General features: G+C 67.6%; 13 protein-coding genes. 4 read left to right on the top strand and 9 right to left on the bottom strand.

The window, feature by feature from the left end; translation table 11 throughout:
* Positions 1–69 precede the first annotated feature (69 nt).
* A complete protein-coding gene (locus ACG00Y_RS07295) occupies positions 70–861 on the top strand; it encodes a DODA-type extradiol aromatic ring-opening family dioxygenase (protein ID WP_394477368.1) in 792 nt (263 codons plus the stop codon).
* On the opposite strand, the gene ACG00Y_RS07290 is transcribed toward ACG00Y_RS07295, so the two are convergent.
* Positions 858–1,787, bottom strand: coding sequence for a Gfo/Idh/MocA family protein (locus tag ACG00Y_RS07290; RefSeq protein ID WP_394477366.1), 930 nt, complete (start codon positions 1,785–1,787; stop codon positions 858–860). The two genes, ACG00Y_RS07295 and ACG00Y_RS07290, sit on opposite strands and share 4 nt — an antisense overlap.
* Positions 1,788–1,907: 120 nt before the next feature.
* Between ACG00Y_RS07290 and ACG00Y_RS07285 the strand changes: the two genes are divergently transcribed.
* Positions 1,908–2,582 carry a 2-keto-4-pentenoate hydratase gene (locus tag ACG00Y_RS07285; RefSeq protein WP_394477365.1) on the top strand — a complete coding sequence of 225 codons (675 nt, stop codon included), beginning with the start codon at positions 1,908–1,910 and terminating at the stop codon, positions 2,580–2,582.
* Here ACG00Y_RS07285 and ACG00Y_RS07280 read toward each other — a convergent pair.
* The 5 genes from ACG00Y_RS07280 to ACG00Y_RS07260 form a co-directional block, all read right to left on the bottom strand.
* Complete coding sequence (locus tag ACG00Y_RS07280; RefSeq protein ID WP_394477363.1) at positions 2,566–3,030, bottom strand: hypothetical protein; 465 nt, start codon at positions 3,028–3,030, stop codon at positions 2,566–2,568. The genes ACG00Y_RS07285 and ACG00Y_RS07280 overlap by 17 nt on opposite strands.
* A 4-nt stretch (positions 3,031–3,034) precedes the next feature.
* A complete protein-coding gene (locus ACG00Y_RS07275; RefSeq protein WP_394477361.1) occupies positions 3,035–3,637 on the bottom strand; it encodes a DUF1294 domain-containing protein in 603 nt (200 codons plus the stop codon).
* 50 nt (positions 3,638–3,687) lie between these two features.
* The gene (locus tag ACG00Y_RS07270) at positions 3,688–4,905 is read right to left on the bottom strand and encodes a glycoside hydrolase family 27 protein (protein WP_394477359.1); all 1,218 of its coding nucleotides are present in this window, start codon (positions 4,903–4,905) and stop codon (positions 3,688–3,690) included.
* Between the two features lie 26 nt (positions 4,906–4,931).
* Positions 4,932–6,410 (bottom strand): MFS transporter, encoded by a 1,479-nt coding sequence (locus ACG00Y_RS07265; protein WP_394477357.1) that lies wholly within the window; start codon positions 6,408–6,410, stop codon positions 4,932–4,934.
* Positions 6,411–6,512: 102 nt separating this feature from the next.
* Positions 6,513–7,571 (bottom strand): LacI family DNA-binding transcriptional regulator, encoded by a 1,059-nt coding sequence (locus ACG00Y_RS07260; RefSeq protein WP_394477355.1) that lies wholly within the window; start codon positions 7,569–7,571, stop codon positions 6,513–6,515.
* A gap of 196 nt (positions 7,572–7,767) precedes the next feature.
* Here ACG00Y_RS07260 and ACG00Y_RS07255 point away from each other — a divergent pair, with 196 nt between their 5' ends.
* On the top strand, positions 7,768–8,691 hold the full coding sequence (locus ACG00Y_RS07255) for a PfkB family carbohydrate kinase (RefSeq protein WP_394477353.1): 924 nt from the start codon (positions 7,768–7,770) through the stop codon (positions 8,689–8,691).
* 17 nt (positions 8,692–8,708) lie between these two features.
* Positions 8,709–10,097 carry a GH1 family beta-glucosidase gene (locus ACG00Y_RS07250; RefSeq protein WP_394477351.1) on the top strand — a complete coding sequence of 463 codons (1,389 nt, stop codon included), beginning with the start codon at positions 8,709–8,711 and terminating at the stop codon, positions 10,095–10,097.
* Between the two features lie 3 nt (positions 10,098–10,100).
* On the opposite strand, the gene ACG00Y_RS07245 is transcribed toward ACG00Y_RS07250, so the two are convergent.
* The 3 genes from ACG00Y_RS07245 to ACG00Y_RS07235 form a co-directional block, all read right to left on the bottom strand.
* Positions 10,101–11,630 carry a tryptophan halogenase family protein gene (locus tag ACG00Y_RS07245; protein WP_394477349.1) on the bottom strand — a complete coding sequence of 510 codons (1,530 nt, stop codon included), beginning with the start codon at positions 11,628–11,630 and terminating at the stop codon, positions 10,101–10,103.
* Positions 11,627–13,180: a tryptophan halogenase family protein gene (locus ACG00Y_RS07240; RefSeq protein WP_394477347.1), complete on the bottom strand. Its 1,554-nt coding sequence runs from the start codon at positions 13,178–13,180 to the stop codon at positions 11,627–11,629. Before ACG00Y_RS07240 ends, ACG00Y_RS07245 begins: the two co-directional genes overlap by 4 nt.
* Positions 13,181–13,276: 96 nt before the next feature.
* Positions 13,277–16,417, bottom strand: a complete 3,141-nt coding sequence (locus tag ACG00Y_RS07235) for a TonB-dependent receptor (protein WP_394477345.1) — start codon at positions 16,415–16,417, stop codon at positions 13,277–13,279.
* Positions 16,418–16,509: the final 92 nt, after the last annotated feature.

Raw genomic sequence — 16,509 nt, 5'->3', positions numbered from 1 at the left:
CCGGTTTGAGCGCTGCCGGCAGCTCGCTTGAACCTCGGTGCGGCGGCGCCGGCCTAAGCTGGACGCATCATGAAGCAACCCACCTTCTTCCTCTCCCACGGCGGCGGCCCCTGGCCGTTCATGGACGGCGACTACCGGCGGGCGCATGCCCGGCTGGAGGCCTCCCTGCAGGCGCTGCCCGCCACGCTGCCCGAGAAGCCGAAAGCCATCCTGATGATCTCGGCGCACTGGGAGGAGGACGCCTTCACGGTGATGACCTCGGCCGCGCCCGGCATGCTCTACGACTACGGCGGCTTTCCGGCGCACACCTACGAGGTGGTCTACCCGGCGCCGGGCGACCCGGTGCTGGCCGAGCGCGTGGTCGCGCTGATCGAGGCCGCCGGCCTGCCCGCCGCGCGCGACGCCCAGCGTGGCTTCGACCACGGCGCGTTCTGCACGTTGGTGCCGATGTACCCGGACGCCGACGTGCCGGTGGTGCAGCTGTCGCTGAAACGCGGCCTGAACCCGGCCGATCACTTGGCGCTGGGCCGCGCCCTGGCACCGCTGCGCGACGAGGGCGTGCTCATCCTCGGCAGCGGCTTCAGCTTTCACAACCTGCGGCTGTACGGTGCGCAGGGCCGGGAGCCGTCAGCCGCATTCGACGACTGGCTTCAATCCGCCCTGCCCTCGCCAAAGGATCGCGACGCACGCCTGCAGGCCTGGGCCCAGGCGCCGGCCGCGCGCATCGCCCATCCGCGCGAGGAGCACCTGCTGCCGCTGATGGTGGCCGCCGGCGCGGCCGAGGGCGACACGGCCAGCAGCAACTATCACGAGACCGGCTTCATGGGCGGGGTGACCGCGTCGAGCTTCAGGTTCGGCTAGACGTGATGCGCCGCCACCGTGCGGCGCTCGCCGATTAGGAAGGCGTCGGCCACCAGTTGGAACGGCCGCCAGTCGACGTCCGACTGACCCGCCGCGCACAGTTCGGCAAAGCGTGCGTAAAGGCGCGGGTACTCGCCCGCCAGTGCGTCGTCGGCAGCCACCGGCTGGCCGTCGATCTCCAGCATGCCGCCGCCATGCGACAGCCGCAGCCGGCCGGTCGTGGCCACCAGCTCGATGTCCCAGGTCTGCTCGCCCTTCTGGCGGAAGTCGAACACCGTGTCCACCGCGACACCGCTCTCGGTGCGCAGGTCCAGTCGCGCGGCGATGGGCGCCTGCTGGTTCTCGGGAAACTCCAGCAGGGCCTTGCTGACGACCACTTCCTCGGCCAGCACCTCGGTCAGCACCGACAGCGCGTTGATGCCGGGGTCGAACACGCCCAGGCCGCCCGCGTCGAAGATCCATTGCTGGCCCGGGTGCCAGTGGTGCACGTCTTCCTTCCAGGCGATGGTGCCGCCAGTCAGCGTGCGGCACTTGACCCAGTCACGCGCCGCGTCCACGCCAGCGGCGAAGCGCGAGTGCCAGGTCTGGAACAGCGTGCGGCCATGGCGGGCCGCCTCGGCCTGCAGCAGCGTGATCTCGCGCGTCGTGGCCGCGGGCGGCTTTTCCAGCATCACATGCTTGCCGGCGCGCAGCGCGGCCAGCGCCGCCTGGAAGTGCGCCTGGGGCGGCGTGCAGATGGAGATGGCGTCCAGCTCGGGCACTGCGGCCAGCATGGCCTCGACGCTGGTGAAGCTGGCCACGCCGTCCACGCTGGCGTTGCGGCTGGCCGTGGCCACCAGCTCGAAGCGCGGGTCGGCGGCGAGCGCCGGAATGTGTTGATCGCGGGCGATCTTGCCGATGCCTACCAAGCCCAACTTCAGTGCCATGCTGTTCCCAGAAAATGCTGTCGCGTCGCGCGCTGCGCCGCAGTGTTGACATTGCACGCGGGCCCATCGCCCACGTAGTTTCATCTTACGGTCCGGTCATCCGGCCACCCACTCACACTCATGACCGAAGCCCTGATCCAAGCCCTTGCCACCTGCCACCGGGACGGCACCCGACTGCGCGCCGCCGACTGGGCTGGCGCCGTGCGCGACGAGGCCGATGCCTATGCGGTGCAGGACGGCGTCGCCCGCGCTTTGGGCTGGCCGCTCGACCGCTGGAAGTCCGGCGGCGCCAGCGCGCAGGGGCCGTTCAGCCATTCGCCGGTGAACCCGGTGGCCGGCACGGCACTGCTGGGCGTGGAGGCCGAGGTGGCGCTGCGCGTCGGCGCGGATGGCTCGCCCGAGGCCATGTGCATCGCCGTCGAACTGGTGGCCTCGCGCTGGGCCGAGGGCCTTGATGCGCCGGCGCTGCTGCGCATGGCGGACTTCCAGAGCAATGCCGGCCTGCTGCTGGGCCCGTGGCAGCCGTGGCGCGCGCTGGACTGGGCGAATGTGGCGTGGCGCCTGGCCATGCCCGGCCAGCCGGAAATCGTCCGCACGGGCGGGCATTCGCTGGCCGACCCGGCCGGCGTGCTGCCCGCCTGGTTGAAGCACGCCACGCGGAACGGCGGCACCATCAAGCCCGGCACCGTCGTGACGACGGGCGCCTGGGGCGGGCTGCACGCATGGACCGGCCCGGTGCGCGGCACGCTGGCCTTCGAGGGACTGGGCGAGTTCGCCTTCAGCGCAGCGGCGTGACGGTCACGCCCGGCGGCGGCACCCGCGACACGACGCCATCTGCCGAGACGCGGAACAGCGCGTCCTGGACGACGGCGGGCGCCTTGTCGTCGGCCAGCGTTGCACCCAGGTAACGCATGTACAGGCCGTCGCCACCGCAGCCGAAGCCCAGCTCGCCAAAGCCCGTGCGGTCCGTCATCAGCTGCCCCAATTCGGTGGGCGTTAGGTCGACCTTGCGCAGGCCAGCCCCCTCACCGATCAACAAGGCGATGGCGGTGGCGCGCCGGTGCTTGGGCGACATGCTGGCCAACAGCGTGTAGCCGCGCTGGTCGCAGATGACGTTGTAGGTCATCGCGATGTCGCTGGCGTTGCGCAGGTGCATCGTGCGGATTTCCAGCCGCACGACGGGCTCTTCGGCCAGGGCCGTGAACGGCAGGGTCAAGGCGAGCAGCGATGCGAGCAGTTTCATGGGGTCAGCGCAGCAGCGGCGTGAAGACCGCGACAAAGGCCGCGATGTTGACGACCACCGTCAGCCAGTAAAGCCGCCGGAACTCGCGCTTGACGCTCTTGTGGCGCAGCAGATGCTGGGCCAGCAGCGCACCGGGCCAGCCGCAGGCCAGGGACAGCGCATGCAGCGAGCCCTCGGCCACGCGCCAGTCGCCGCGGGTGGCGGCACGCTTGTCCATCCAGTAGACGATGAAGGTCGCCGTGCTCATGGCCGAGTAGGCGCCCCAGAACCAGTTGGGAACACCCCACAGCAGGTGGCAGACCAGCACGAAGCAGGCAAAGGCCGGGATCAGCAGCAGCGCGCGGCCGTCGTCACGCGGCGCGGGCGATGGCGGCGCGGCGCGCGGCTCCAGGCTTTGCACGTCGACGGCGCGCTTCTTGCCCTGCGCGTCCTGCCCTTCGCGGTAGCTCAGGCGTTCGCCGATGAAGGGCCGCTGCGGCCGCAGGCCGAAGGCCTTGATGTGGACGAAGAGCTTGGCGCCGCCGCCCTCGGGCGTGATGAAGCCATAGCCCTTGGCGTCGTCCCACTGGCTGAGGCGGCCACTGGCCCGGGCTGATGCTGATCTCATGTTGGGACCGGACTGTGCCAGAGGCCCGCGCCGGCCCGGCGCCGCCGCCGCTACGGCGTAACCGGAGAGATGCGGAACATCAGCACGCCATGGCTGGCCACCGTGCCGCCATGGCGGCCGGCGACGTTCTTGGTCTTCGCGCCCGACCATAGGTCATGCACGTCGGCCTTCAGCTTGGCCGGCAGGTCGATCTGGTCCCAGGTCACGGCCATGTCGGCCGGCTTGTCGCCGCGGTTGAACAGCACGACGGCGCGGTCGCCGCCGGCCAGCTGACGCACCCAGATCTCCAGGTCGCCCTGGCGCCAGATGCGGCGACCCTGACGGCCGAGCGGGTCCTGGTCGACCTTGATGACTTCGGCGTTGGTCAGGATGCGCTTGGTGGCCTCGTCCATCTTGGACAAGTCGTTGCCGGCGATCAGCGGCGCGGCCAGCATGGCCCACAGCGAGAAGTGGCTGACGTACTCCGTGTGCGTCATGCCGCCGTTGCCGACCTCCAGCATGTCGGGGTCGTTCCAGCCATTCGGCGCGGCCTCGCTCCACAGGTCGGCATTCATGTCGAGGATGTCGAGCATGCCGTGCGACCACTCCTTCTTGCCCTTCCAGGCATCCCAGATGTCGCCCGTGGTGCGCCACAGGTGGCCGACCGGGGCGGCCCAGCGGCCAGGGCGGCTGTTGCCCCATTCGCAGATGGAGAAGACGATGTCACGGCCCGATTCGCGCAGTGCCTTGGCCATGATGGTGTAGGCCGCCTCGGGGTTGCGCGGGCCGGTGTAGCACCAGTCGTACTTCAGGTAGTCCACGCCCCATTTGGCGTACTGGCGCGCGTCCTGGAACTCATGGCCGGCGCTGCCCGGGCGGCCGCCGCAGGTCAGCGCGCCGGCGTCGGAGTAGAGGCCGAACTTCAGGCCCTTGCTGTGCACGTAGTCGGCCAGCGCCTTGATGCCGCTGGGGAAGCGCTCGGGGTCGGCCTGGATGTTGCCATCCTTGTCGCGGCTCTTCTGCCAGCAATCGTCGATGACGATGTACTGGTAGCCGGCGGCCTTCATGCCGGAGGCGACCATCGCATCGGCCTGTTCGCGGATCAGCTTCTCGCTGACATCGCACTTGAACTTGTTCCACGAGTTCCAGCCCATCGGCGGCGTCGGCGCGAGGTTGGGCTTGGGGGCGTCGAGCTTGAGGGTTTCGTGGCCGATCTGCGCCTGCGCGGCTGAAGCGGCGGCGCAGGTCAACACGGCCAGCAGCGCATGGCGCAGCCAGGTTGATGTCATGGAGAACTCCGTTGGGGGGGGGGGGACTAAACGGTGCCGCGGCGGGCTTCGAGTTCGGCGCGGATCTCGTGCATGCGCTGCTCCGTCAGGAAGTAGCGCGACACGACGACCAGCGCGATCAGCAGGCCGACGATGGGGATGCCGGACAGGCAGACACGAATCAGGAAGATGGCCTCCTCGCCCTGCACGGGCAGCTTGGCGTTGAAGCCCGTGAAGGCCAGCACCCAGCCCGAGGCGCTGTTGCCCAGGGCCAGGCCGACCTTGCTGATCCACGAGCCGCAGGCCGCGAACGAGCCCTCGCGGCGCTGGCCACTGGAGAGTTCATCGTGGTCGATGACGTCGGCCATGGCCGAGCCGTAGATCGTCCAGAAGCCCGCGCCGATGAAGGCCACGCCGCCGCTGGCGAACAGCTGCAGCCAGGGCAGCTGCGGGTTGTAGAAGAACCAGTCGCCGATGAAGGCGGCGATGCCCAGCCACAGCACGGTCATCAGCGCATTGCGCTTGCCCCAGCGCTTGGCCACCCAGCCCGCGAAGGCGATGCCGACGAGGCCGCTGACCAGGCCGGCCACGCCCATCAGCGAGTTCCACTTGGTGGCCTCCACGACGTCGCCGCCGCAGACGTAGTAGACGGTCGCGTAATAGCCCAGCAGGCCCACCATCGCCGTGGCCATGTTGTAGGTCAGCATAGTGCCCAGCATCAGGCGGAAGGGCTTGTTCTTCAGCGTGCGGTAGAGGGTGTCCTTGAAGGGGACGCGCTGCCGGCTCTTGGCGACAAAGCTCTCGTAATAGCGCTCGCGCGTCAGCGAGAAGATGACGATGGCCAGCACCACCAGGATGCCGCCCAGGATGGCGGTGTAGACCTGGGCACCCAGCAGGATGTCGGGCTTACCGCTGGCGTCGTGGAAGAAGTAGAGCGTCGTGAACTGCGCGGCGACGAACATGCCCAGCTCCGGAATCTTCTGGATCGCGTTCTTGATGGACATCACGCGCGTGCGCTCGTGGTAACCCGGCGTGAGTTCGGCGCCCAGGCTGTTCCAGGGCATCGCGAAGCAGCTCATGACCGGCGCGTACAGGCAGGTCGAGACGAGGAGGAAGATGAAGTATTCGGTATCGCTCCAGCCCCGACCGACGGCGAACAGCAGCGGCAGGCCGATGCCCGTCAGGATGCCGCCGACGAGGATGAAGGGGCGCCGCCGGCCCCAGCGGCTGCGGGTGTTGTCGGAGATCCAGCCGAACATCGCGTCGGACACCGCATCCGCAAAGATCTTGATGCCCATGGCCATCGAGATCAGCTGCGGCGCCACACCCAGGCCGATGTTGAAGACGTGGAAGACCAGGGACTGGTAGAGCCAGTGACCCCACATGTCGTGGAAGGAGCCGAGGCCGAAACCGACCTTCTGCGACGTCGGCACGCGGTCGGCGTCCGACGTCGTCGTGCTGGAGGCTGCGGGCGCGCCCGGGCGCTGCGTCAGGGGCAAGGTGGCCCCGTCACTGTCGGCAATCACGTTCTCTGTCTCCTCGGCCGCTTGCTGCGACGCGTTTTAGTAAACAGAGATATTTTCGTGCGACTGCTGGACTAATGGAAAGCGGGTAAGACCTGAGAGAGATCAGCGCGGCTCGGCGGTGGCCGGCTGGCGTTTGGCCTTGCGCGCTGGCGCCGCAGCGGCCACGGGCGCGGCGATGCGCGAGCTTTCGCGCACCACCAGCTCCACCGGCAGCGAGGCCTCGCTGGGCTCCACGTCGCCCTCGACAAGCGCCCGGGCCGCCATGTGGCCCAGCGCTTCCTTGTCCATCTTGACGGTGGACAGCGGCGGCTTGCAGTGGGCGGCTTCCTCGATGTCGTCGTAGCCGACGAAGCGGATGTCCTCCGGCACGCGCAGGCCGCGCTCCCGGCACAGCTCGATGGCGTACATGGCCGTCGAGTCGTTGTAGGCAAAGACGGCGTCGGGCGGCTCGGGCAGCGCCAGCAGCCGGCTCATCGCATCGCGGCCGGATTCGCGGTAGTCCATCACCGGGTCGAGCGTGACCTCGTAGTCGGGGTCGAACAGCCGCCCGGCCTCGAACAGCGCGCGGCGGAAGCCCTTGGCGCGCAGCGACACCGAGTAGTGAGTCGGCGGCCCGAAGATGGCCGCCACGCGCTGCGAGCCGCCCTCCAGCAGGTGGCGCGTGGCCAGCCAGGCGCCCAGCTGGTTGTCGTCGTTGATGCAGCGCACGCCGGGGTAGAAGTGGTCAACGAGCACCAGCGGCAGCTCGCAGCGGCGCACGGCCTCCATGGTCTCGGGGTCGAAATAGCCAGCGCCCAGCAGCGCATCGACCTCATGGCGGCGCACCTGGCCGGCGATGTCGTCGCCCGCCACCACCGACATGATGCTCAGCGGCACGCCGGCCTCGCGGCAGGCCGTCTCGGCGCCGTGCAGCACATAGGAATAGAACGGGTTGTTGGCCAGCGAACCGAGGTGGCGGCTGTAGATGAACAGCATGCGGCGCGGCTTGCCGGTGCGCAGCTTGGCCGTGTCGTAGCCCAGTTGCTGCGCCACTTCGAGCACCTGGCTGCGCGTCTGCTCGGACAATCCCGGCTGGCCCTTGAGTGCGCGCGAGACGGTGCCGATGGACACCCCCGCCGCCTGGGCCAATTCCCGAATCGTCACCCCCCGCTTGTCGGCCATGCCGCGAACTCCGCTGTTGTTTAGTGCTTCGAAAAGCGCCGCGATTGTGGCACTGCCGCCGAGGTGACGCCCCTCAGCGCCCGTTTCACCGGCCACCCACCGGGTTGGGCGGGGTGATGCGGGATCGTCCTCGTTGCCGATTGTTCACTAAACAATTATTGTTGCCTAGAATAATTCTCTCCCTTTCCCGCTGCCGATGCCTCCCTGCTCCATTGCCGTCCTGGGCGAAGCCCTGGTGGACGAATTCCATGACGGCCCCGTGGCCGGCGGCGCGCCGTTCAACGTCGCGCGGTCGCTGGCCACGCTGGGCGTGCCGGCCGTTTTCATCAGCCGCATAGCCGCTGACGACGACAACGGTCGTCTGGTGCTGGACAGCGCGCGGCGCTATGAACTCGCCGACCAAGGCCTGCAGCGTGACGAGACACGCGCGACCGGCCGCGTCAGCGTGCACGAGCGCCCGGGCGGCGGCCACAGCTTCGAGATCCATGCCGACGCGGCCTGGGATCACCTGGACCTGGAACCCGCCCGGGCGGCGCTGGCCGGCGCTCAGGCCGAGATCCTCTACTTCGGCAGCCTGGTCCAGCGCCACCCCGTGTCGCGCGCCGCCATCCGCGCGCTGGCCAAGTCCTTCACCGGCCTGCGCTTCCTGGACCTGAACCTGCGCCCGGGCACCGACAACCCGCAGTTCGCCGCCGAGTCGCTGATGCTGGCCGACTGGGTCAAGGTCAACGACGAGGAACTGGCGCGGCTGGCCCACTGGTTTGGCGCTGCCGGCGTTGAGCCTGCGCAGGTGGCATCGCTGATGGATCGCTTTGCGCTGCAACGCGTGGTGCTGACCTGCGGTGCCGACGGCTGGCGCTTCTACGGCCCAGGCGGTGTGCTGCTGGCACAAGGGCCGGGCGAGCCGCAGCCCCACGTCGTCGACACCGTTGGCGCGGGCGACTCCTTCACCGCGCTGCTGCTGGCCGGCCTTGCTCTTGATCGTGACCTGCCGGCCACGCTGGTGCTGGCCAACCGCTACGCCTCCTTCATCTGCGGCGTGCGAGGGCCTCTGCCGGCCCACCCGCAAGCCCTGACCCCGTGGCGCGACGCCCTGCAGGCGCTGCCGCCGTCTTCCTGACCTTCGACGCTCAATCCATGGCCCTGACTACCTCGCCTGTCGCCTCCTTCGCCGACCTCGTTTCTCCGCCGGCCGGCTCGGCCATGCGCCGCCCCGGCTTCATCTTCGGCGCCGGCACCTCGTCCTACCAGATCGAAGGCGCGGCCCACGCGGACGGCCGGCTCGAATCCATCTGGGACCGCTTCTGCGCCACGCCCGGCAAGGTGCTGCGCGGCGAGAACGGCGACGTGGCCTGCGACCACTACAACCGCCTCGACGAAGACCTCGACATCCTGAAGCGCCTGGGCGTGGACGCCTACCGTTTCTCCATCGCCTGGCCGCGCGTCATGGACGAGGCCGGCAAGCCCAACGCCAAGGGCATTGATTTCTACAAGCGCCTGCTGGACGGCCTGGGCGCGCGCGGCATCAAGGCCTTCGTCACCCTCTATCACTGGGACCTGCCCCAGTACCTGGAAGACCGCGGCGGCTGGCTGAACCGCGACACCGCCTATCGCTTCGCCGAGTACGCGGACCTGATGAGCCGCGAACTGGCCGGGCGCGGCGACGTGGCCGCCTGGACGACGCACAACGAGCCGTGGTGCTCGGCCTACCTGGGCTACGGCGACGGCCACCACGCGCCCGGCCTCAAATCCAACCGCTGGGCCGCCCAGGCCATGCACCACCTGCTGCTGGGCCACGGACTGGCGCTGCCCATCCTGCGCGCCAACGCGCCGCAGGCGCTGCACGGCATCGTCATCAACTGCGCGCCGGGCTATGCCGACAAGGACACGGCCGAGGACCGCGACGCCGCCTTGCTGTTCGAAACCTACCAGAACCGCTGGGTGCTGGACCCGCTGCTCAAGGGCGAGTACCCCAAGGACCTGTGGCGCCTGTGGAAGGGCTGTGAGCCGCTGGTGCTGGACGGCGACATGGACATCATCAAGCGCCCCATCGACTACCTCGGCATCAACTACTACAGCCGCGCCGTGCTCGCCTCCAAGGGCCCGGACACCATCGACTGGGTGCGCCACCCCGAGGTGGAGCGCACGACGATGGACTGGGAGGTCTACCCGCAAGGCCTGCAGGACTTGTTCGAGGCCTTCAAGCGCGACTACGCGAACCTGCCGCCGCTCTACATCACCGAGAACGGCATGTCGAGCCACGACAAGGTCGAAGGCGGCGAGGTCAACGACCTGCAGCGCCAGGCCTATCTGAAGAGCCACTTCGCCGCCTGCTCGCGGGCGATGGACAACGGCGTGGACGTGCGCGGCTATTTCGTCTGGTCGCTGATGGACAACTTCGAATGGGCCTTCGGCTACGAGCGCCGCTTCGGCCTCGTGCACGTGGACTTCGAGACGCAGAAGCGCACGCTCAAGCGGAGTGCGCTGGCCTACGCGGACTTCTTGAAAGAACGCGCAGGCCGCTGAACCTCAGCGCGTGCCGACCAGGTGGCGCAAGTAGGCCGCGTGGTCCGGCATGCCGTCCACCGTCTTCGAGATGGCCATGTGCAGCCGCTTGAAGTGCTCCCGCAGCGTGGCCTCGTCCACCTGCGCCAGCAGCGGGTCCAGCGCCTCCGGCTTCATGCCCAAGCCCAGGTAGAGCGAGTACCACGAGTCCTCGCCGAAGCTGTCACGATCCAGGATGACGACGCGGCCGTTGCGGCGGAAGTTGTCCATCTGGTGGGCCAGCGTGTCCGGGATGGGCATGGCCGCGCAGTAGCGCCAGAACTCGCTGTCGTCGCGGTGGGTCTCCTTGTAGTGCAGGATGATGAAGTCGCGGATGGACTCGTACTGGCGCGACATGCGGCGGTTGTATTCGTCCACCAGATGCGGCTCGCACTTGCGGTCCGGGAACAGCTCCACCAGCGCACTGACGCCATGGATGACCAGCGACAGACTGGTCGATTCCAGCGGCTCCAGGAAGCCTGAGGACAGGCCGACGGACACGACGTTCTTCTCCCAGATGCGCTTGCGCATGCCGGTCTTGAAGCGCAGCTGGCGCGGCTCGCCTTGCGGGGCGCCGTCGAGGTTGCTCATCAGCACGCGGCCGGCATCCTCGTCGCTGGTGTAACCGCTGCAATAGACATGGCCATTGCCGGTGCGGTGCTGCAGCGGGATGCGCCACTGCCAGCCCGCGCTGCGTGCCGTTGACGTCGTGTACGGCGTCAGCGGCAGCACCTTGTCGCAGGGCACGGCCTGGGCGCTGTCGCAGGGCAGCCAGTGGGTCCAGTCTTCGTAGCCGACCTTGCACACGCCCTCGATCAGCAGCGCGCGGAAGCCCGAGCAGTCAATGAAGAGGTCGCCCTCGATGCGCCGGCCGTCGGCCAGCGTCACGGCGGTGACGAAGCCGTCGCCGGGGCGCAGCGACACGTCGACGATGGTGCCCTCCTCGCGCTTGACGCCGCGCGCGATCGCGTAGTCGCGCAGGAAGTTCGCGTACAGGCCGGCGTCGAAGTGGAAGGCGTAGGAATACGAATTGGCGGCCGACGGCGGCCCGTCCACGGGCGGCACGAAACGGTTGCGCTGCGCCATCACGCTGGCGGTGGACCATTCCTCGTAGCTGGGCATGCCGCCCGCGCGGTTCAACCGCATCCAGTGCGCCACCGACGAGCGGTTGACGATGGGCGGCCCGAAGCCGCCGAAGCCATGGAAGAAGCGGCTACCGAGGTGGCCCCAGTCCTTGAACTCGATGCCGAGCTTGAAGCTCGCCTGGGTCTTGCGCATGAACTCGGCGTTATCGAGTTCCAGCGCATCGTTGTAGTAGCGGATGCTGGGCAGCGTGGCCTCGCCGACACCGACGGTGCCGATGTCGGCCGACTCGACCAGCACGATCTCGCAGCCCACGGGGTTGGCGGGGCCGCCGGGCTGCGTGCCGAACATCTGGCTGAGCGGTGCGGCGGCCATCCAGCCGGCGCTGCCGCCGCCGACGATGACGATGCGGCGAATGGTTTGGTCGTTCATGCGCGCATCTCCATCGCGGGTGCCTTGGCATGCCTGTTGATGAACGCGCCGTGGTCGGGCATGGCGTCCACGGTCTTGGCGATGGCCGTGCGCAGCTGGGCAAAGTGCCCTCGCAGCACCTGCTCGTCGATCTGCGCTAGCAGCGGGTCATGGCGCTCCGGCCACAGCCCCAGGCCCAGGAACAGCGACACCCAGGAGGGCTCGGCAAAGCTGTCCGGGTCCAGGATGGCGACGCGGCCGCTGCGGCGGAAGATCTCGATCTGGTGCGTCAGATCGTCGGGGATGGGCATGGCCGCGCAGTAGCGCCAGAACTCGCTGTCGTCGCGTGTGGTCAGCTTGTAGTGCAGCACGATGAAGTCGCGGATGGACTCGTACTGCCGGGTCATGCGGCGGTTGTATTCGGCCGCGAGTTGGGCGTCGCAGCGGCGGTCTGGCAACAACTCGATGAGCCGACCGATGCCGTCCATGATGAGCTGGATGCTGGTGGACTCCAGCGGCTCCAGGAAGCCCGACGACAGGCCGATGGCGACGACGTTCCTGTCCCAGGCCTTCCTGCGCATGCCGGTCTTGAAGCGCAACTGGCGCGGGTCAGCCTGCGCCGCGCCGTCGAGGTTGCGCATCAGCACCTGGCCAGCTTCCTCATCGCTGGTGTAGCCGCTGCAGTAGACGTGGCCGTTGCCGGTGCGGTGCTGCAGCGGGATGCGCCACTGCCAGCCGGCGCTGCGGGCCGTGGACGTGGTGTAGGGCGTCAGCGGCTCCACGCGCGCGCAGGGCACGGCCTGGGCGCTGTCGCAGGGCAGCCAGTGGCTCCAGTCGTGATAGCCGGCCTTGCACACGCCTTCGATCAACAGCGCGCGAAAGCCCGAGCAGTCGATGAACAGGTCGCCCTCGATGCGCCGGCCGTCGGCCAGCGTCACGGCGGTGACGAAGCCGTCGCCGGGGCGCAGCGACACGTCGACGATGGTGCCCTCCTCGCGCTTGACGCCGCGTGCCATCGCGTAGTCGCGCAGGAAGGCGGCGTACAGGCCGGCGTCGAAGTGGAAGGCGAAGGAGTAGGCGTTGGCAGCGGACGCCACGTCGCCGTCCGGCGGCACAAAACGGTTGCGCAGCGCCATCACGGTGGCGGTGGACAGGTCTTCGTAGCCCATCCCGCCAGCCTGGCCATGCACGCGCAGCCAGTGGGAAACGGAGGAGCGGTTCAGGATGGACGGGCCGAACTCGCCGAAGCCGTGGAAGAAGCGGTTGCCGAGGTGGCCCCAGTCCTTGAACTCGATGCCCAGCTTGAAGCTCGCCTGCGTCTTGCGGATGAACTCCGCGTTGTCCAGCTTGAGCGAATTGTTGTAGTAGCGGATCGTGGGCAGCGTGGCCTCGCCGACGCCGACGGTGCCGATCTCGGGCGACTCGACCAACACGATTTCGCAGCTCGCGGCGTGGTCGCCGCCGCCCAGCAACTGGCCCAGCGGCGCTGCCGCCATCCAGCCCGCGGTGCCGCCACCGACGATGACGATACGGCGCAGCGGTCCGCCGTCAGGCATGCGTTGTTTCTCCATGGGAGCCCTCTCGTTGTCGGTACGACACTAACCCAAAAAAAAGGCCCGGCGCCGCAGCGCCAGGCCTGTGTGGAACCGGGAAAAACCCGGCTTCGTTCAGTAGTTCAACCGTGCCGACACCGTGTAGCGCGGACCCGAAACAAACCAGGTCCGGCCCGTGAAGCCGATGTGCTGCTGCATCAACTGCTTGTAGACCGCGTCGGTCAGGTTCTGACCTTCGAGCGAGAACGTCAGCTTGTCGTTGAACTTGTACTGCACGCCGGCATCCAGCTGGCCAAAGTCAGCCGTCCAGATCGGCAGGCCCAGCGGCATGTTGTTGCGTCCGTACTGCGGGCTCTGCGGATTGGCATTCAGGCCGTTGGTCTGGTTGGGGCCGGTGTTGTCCGGGAAGGCCACGCCGTTGTGGAACTTGCCGCGCCATGAGTAGGCCACGCGCGCCGAGATCGGGCCGTGGTCATACAAAACAGCCAGGTTGAACGCCTTGCGCGACAGGTTGGGCAGCGGGTGGTCGCCGTAGGCCTGACCGTTGGTGTCGCAACCGTTGACGAACAGGCTCAGGTTGCGGCCGTCAGCGGCGCTGCTGCACCACTCGTTGCCACCGACGGCGTTGTAGCGCTTCTGCTTGCTGTCCACGTAGGTCATGTTGGCCTGCACACCCAGGCCTTGGAGCAAGCCCGGCAGCCCGGTGAAGAAGTGCTGCACGGCAAACTCCACGCCGCGCGCCCAACCCTTGGCACCGTTCACCTGCGTCGAGTAGGCGAACTCGTACACCTTGCCGGTGTTGTCCGGCGCCGTCAGGATGCCGACCTGGTTGACGATCACGTCCTTGAGCCGCTTGTTGAAGGCAGCCATCGTCACCGAGCTGGCCTTGTCGATGTACCACTCGGCAGACACGTCGAACTGGTCGGACTTGACCGGCTTCAACATCGGGTTGCCCAAGGCCTGGCCGCGGTTGCGGAGATCGTCCACATAGTTTTGGCGATCCCCCGCCTGATCCACGATGGTCCGGACAGTGGCGCTGCCGGCGTCGAGGATCAGGTTCGGCTGCAGCGCACTGATGTCAGGGCGTGCGACCGCCTTCGCGTACGCAAACCGCAGCTGCATCTTGTCGTTGAACTTCCAACGCAGATTCAGGCTGGGCAGAACGTCCGTGTAGCTGTTGCTTGTCTCGAGCGGCTGCCGGTAGCCGGTGAACACGGGAATGGGGCCGCCGGTCAACGGGCCGGTCACGGCATCGGTCGCTTGATAGTTCAGCGACTGGTAGCCCGCCGCGTCGTACTTGGTGTTGACGACACGAAGACCCACATTGCCGTCGACAGGCACGTTCCACTCATCGAACCCGAAACGCAGCTGCGCATAGGCCGTCTTGGTGGTTTCGTGCTGCGTGTTGTCGCGCGCCGAGACCGCACCGGGCACGGGCGGGGTGAACGCCGGGTTGCAGCTGTTGCTGGGATTGCCGCCCTTCGAGATCTTCTCGGCCTTGTACTCCTCGCACAGCGTGGTGTAGTAGCTGTGCAGTTCCGAGTAGGAGCTGGGGTAGTTCGCGGCCACCGCCATCGTCGGCAGCACCAGCGATGCGACGTTGTTCTTGCCGTTCATGAAGTTGTTGAACGGCTTGACCTGCGTTTGACCGCCGAAGCGATTGAGGTAGGCCAGGCTCTTGATCGGGTGCCAGTCCCAGCTCTGGCCAACGGCCCCCTGGTCGAACTCGGCGGATTGCCAAGTCTGCGACACCGCCTGCCAGTTGTACCAACGGGGCACCTTGTTGACCACGTCACGGTCGGTGAAGCGCAGGCCGAAGCGCACGTCATGCAGCACCGGGTGGTCGAAGGCGTACTTGACGTCGCCCTTCCACGCCTTTTGCTTGGCCTTGCTCTCCGACAGCCTCTCCATGGTGAAGCCCCAGTAGTACTTGGAGGGGTCGGCCAGGTAAGCCTGGTCCGCCGCATCCAGCACCAGGCGCGGCAGGTCGCCGGTCATGTCCAAGGTTTGCTTGGGCATGTTGATACCGGTCGCCACGGTCGAGTCGATGGTGTTTGTCTCTGACTCGATGAACTGGAAGTCGTTGGCAATCCGCCACTGGGTAGTGGGCGTCCACACCAGATTGAAGGTCGTCTCCTTCGTGTCCGAAGCACTCCTGGAAAAGCGCGTATTGGCATTGAAGGGAATGCCGCCCTTCGGGGGATCGGTGAGGGTGCCTTTCAGCAGCGCGCCGTTGCTGCCCCACGTCGCATCCGATACGACCGACGAGTACGGGTCCGCCTGGCTGGCGATGGAGCTTTCATCCCAATAGAAGTCGTACTTGGAACGGAAGTAGGTCATCGCAGCCTGCAGCGTGTCCTTCTTCCACTGGCCGGCGACATACGTGCCCCGGCGGGCGCGGTCGTAGGCCAGCGTCTGCCAGCCCATCGCCTTGGGGAACCATTGGTTCTCTGTCGTCGGCCGGTAGTAGGCGTTGTTCGAGTCGGCCGGGTTGGTCCAGCGATCCACTCTACGGAAGTAGGGGTCGACGGCCATGCCATCGGTGCGAGTCGAGCTCTTGGAGTCGGCCGCGTGGATCAGCAGACCGATCTTGCCGATGTCGGTGTTCCAGGTGTTGGACAGCAGGCCGGAAACGGTCGGCTTCTGGTTGTCACGCAGCACGTTCTTCGTGAGCGACACACCCAGGCCCGCCTTGAAGCCGTTGTAGTCGAAGGGCAGCGCGGTGCGCAGATTGACCAGGCCGCCGATGGCGCCTTCGATCTGCTCTGCGGACGGGTTCTTGTAGACGTCCACGCCGGCCATCAGCTCGGGCGGCACGTCTTCGAAGCTCAGGCCCCGACCACCATTGGCGGAGAAGCTCTCACGGCCATTGAGCTGCGACGACACATAGGTCAGGCCACGGATGATGACGCCCGAGCCTTCGACGGAGAAGCGCATCGGGTCGCCGCGCGCCATCACGCGGTCCATGGACACGCCGACGATGCGCTGCAGCACCTCGCTGACGGAACGGTCCGGCAGCTTGCCGATGTCGTCCGCAACGATGGAGTCGACGATCTCGTCGGAGTCCTGCTTGAGCTTCTGCGCCGACTGCAGCGCTGCGCGCTGGCCCGAGACGATCACCGTCTCCAGCGTCTGTGCCTTGCCCGGTGCGGACGCCGCCGCAGCGGGCGCCTGCTGTGCCATCGCCGGCAGGGCCAGAACCATCAAGGCCTGGGCCGCTGCTAGCGACAGCGTGGTTTGCTTGAAATGTCTCATCCTCGTTTGCTCCTCTTTGGTGGGAAACATTCGGCCTTTGCGGGGCTTCCTGTGGTGACTGCCGGCTGGTTCGCCAACGTCGTTTTGGTAAC

Source organism: Pelomonas parva (genome assembly GCF_043555835.1).
GTDB lineage: Bacteria > Pseudomonadota > Gammaproteobacteria > Burkholderiales > Burkholderiaceae_C > Pelomonas > Pelomonas parva.
The sequence above is the reverse complement of the archived record's forward strand: the minus strand, read 5'-3'. Positions and strand labels throughout refer to the sequence as shown.